This window comes from Alteromonas sp. ABV4_515, from assembly GCF_056160345.1.
Map to the genome: position 1 here is coordinate 1 of NZ_JBSWWZ010000015.1, position 2,056 is coordinate 2,056.

The following is a 2,056-nucleotide window of genomic DNA, read 5'->3' on the forward strand; positions in this document are numbered from 1 at the left end:
CTCACTTTACCCATCTTTGAAAACGTTGTGGGGAATTTAGGGAAGAATTATCCATACAATCGCATTAAATCGCTCGCAAGCTCGCTGGGACAGTAACACGTGGGCTCTGTCGCTTCGCTCCGTTTAGCCCACGTATTACTGCCCCTTATGTGGGTGTTAAGTGACAAGAGTGAATTATGACTAGTAAAGTCAAAGATATTATTGCTTACGGAACAAGCGGTTCTGTGTTAGGTAAAAAATTTAATGCTCTGTACCGTAATGGTTTCTATGAGCTTCATTCTGAAGAACTATCTAATAAGACGGGAAAGCCCCTTAATTATAATGCGACCAAGGTGTTTGTACCGACGTTAGAAGAGGCTGCAAAATTAATCTTAAAAGGTGGCTATCATTTAAGGCTAAAAAATGCCGAGACAGGCCAAGAAAATAAGAGAAAGCCAAGTGAAGTCGAGATCATCTGGGCTTGACACTTAACAATCACATTAAGCCGGTCGCAAGCTCCCTGGGACAGTAACACGTGGGCTCTGTCGCTTCGCTCGGATTTTAGCCCACGTGTTACTGCCCCTTATGTGGGTGTTAGTTCCCAAGCGGTACCCAATTGTTCAAAGGAATGAATTTGAATTTAGTAAAAGTAGAACTGCCTAAGTCGCTCTATTGGCCTTTTAAAATTTTACTTTGTTTAGCGGCTGCTTATGTTTTTTATCAAATCATGGTAGACATAAATGATGGCTTCATTACCCGGAGAGGTATTGTATATTCCTTAGAATCAGAGCCTCGAAGCTTCTATATTAATATTACTAAGCGTTTTGTTATTTTTGCGGCATTAATTTGGTTTGGAACATCAGGAACTCGCAAAAAGGTAATATCGAGCAATGGCAACTAACAAAAAAATTATGTCGCCCGCAAGCGGGCTGGGACACAAACAGGCAGGCGGCTTCGCCATTGTAGCCTGCCTGTTTGTGCCCCATATTTAGGCGTTAGCTGCCTAGCTTAAACATCGTATCAACAGTCATTTATAAGGAAATGATATGACTACAAAAAATATCAATGGTGTTATTTCTGTTATTCCAGTTAAAGAGTTCGATAAAGCTCTCGACTTTTATACCCTCTTGCTCGATAGGGAGCCTGACATGGTACCAATGGATGGCATTGCGGAATGGCAATTATTGCAAGGTGCATGGATTCAATTGTCGGTTGACCCTGATAAAGCAGGCTCCACAACCGTTGTTATAACAGTAACCGATATTGACGAGCAGCATCATTTTTGCAAATCAAACGGTTTACCCATCGGCGACGTAATCGAATATCCAGAGGTGATCAAGCTGGCTGATGTATCAGATCCAGAAGGAAATAAGGTATCGTTTGTACAAGACATTTCGCAGTAAATGTCAGTGCATCCAACAATGGTAAATGTCGGCAGCTAACAATCACATTAAGTCGCTCGCAGGCTCGCTGGGACAGTAACACGTGGGCTCTGTCGCTTCGCTCGGATTTTAGCCCACGCGTTACTGCCCCTTATGTGGGTGTTAGGACAACGGAATGCCACCATCGGAAGTTTTATTAAAAGAAAGTCCACCTTCTGCTAAAGACTTTGCCTCTCTGAGAAATGCTGTTGGATGGACTAGTCCTGAGCTTTCAATAATAGAAAGCAGCATCAATTCTTCATTGTTTTGGGTTTCAATATTTCAGCGCGATCGACTCGTTGCATGTGGACGTGTTATCGGTGATGGTTTCATGTACTTTTATGTTCAAGATGTCATTGTACATCCTGAATTTCAAAAGCTTGGTTTAGGCTCAAAAATCATGCAGTCTATAAACGGTTTTCTATCTTCAAGTTGCCAGTCTGGTTCAACTGTTGGGTTACTGGCGGCAAAAGGGAAAGAAGATTTTTATCTCAAGCATGGTTTCGTATTGAGAAATGGCAAAGATCTAGGTTTGGGCATGTGCAGGTTCATTTAGCTCCAGTCCTAACAAACGACTATGGCGTCAACCCTGAATTTAAGAAGTTTTTTTCTTCCCACATGACGCCATCTCTCACCATCGAATTGAGGATGACAAT

At 42.2% G+C, this 2,056-nt stretch carries 4 protein-coding genes; all 4 read left to right on the top strand.

All coding sequences use genetic code 11. The annotated features are described in order from the left end of the window. Window positions 1–176: 176 nt before the first annotated feature. Complete coding sequence (locus ACXAGX_RS20420; RefSeq protein ID WP_474825190.1) at window positions 177–464, top strand: hypothetical protein; 288 nt, start codon at window positions 177–179, stop codon at window positions 462–464. 149 nt (window positions 465–613) lie between these two features. Continuing rightward, on the top strand, window positions 614–880 hold the full coding sequence (locus ACXAGX_RS20425; protein ID WP_474840685.1) for a hypothetical protein: 267 nt from the start codon (window positions 614–616) through the stop codon (window positions 878–880). A 145-nt stretch (window positions 881–1,025) separates the two neighbouring features. After that, complete coding sequence (locus ACXAGX_RS20430; protein ID WP_474840687.1) at window positions 1,026–1,382, top strand: VOC family protein; 357 nt, start codon at window positions 1,026–1,028, stop codon at window positions 1,380–1,382. 154 nt (window positions 1,383–1,536) lie between these two features. Beyond that, complete coding sequence (locus tag ACXAGX_RS20435; protein WP_474840689.1) at window positions 1,537–1,956, top strand: GNAT family N-acetyltransferase; 420 nt, start codon at window positions 1,537–1,539, stop codon at window positions 1,954–1,956. The last annotated feature ends 100 nt before the right edge of the window (window positions 1,957–2,056 follow it).

Excerpts from the sequence above, each read along its gene's own strand:
- ACXAGX_RS20430 (WP_474840687.1), top strand. The coding sequence starts at position 1,026 with ATGACTACAAAAAATATCAATGGTGTTATTTCTGTTATTCCAGTTAAA.
- ACXAGX_RS20420 (WP_474825190.1), top strand. The coding sequence starts at position 177 with ATGACTAGTAAAGTCAAAGATATTATTGCTTACGGAACAAGCGGTTCT.
- ACXAGX_RS20435 (WP_474840689.1), top strand. The coding sequence starts at position 1,537 with ATGCCACCATCGGAAGTTTTATTAAAAGAAAGTCCACCTTCTGCTAAA.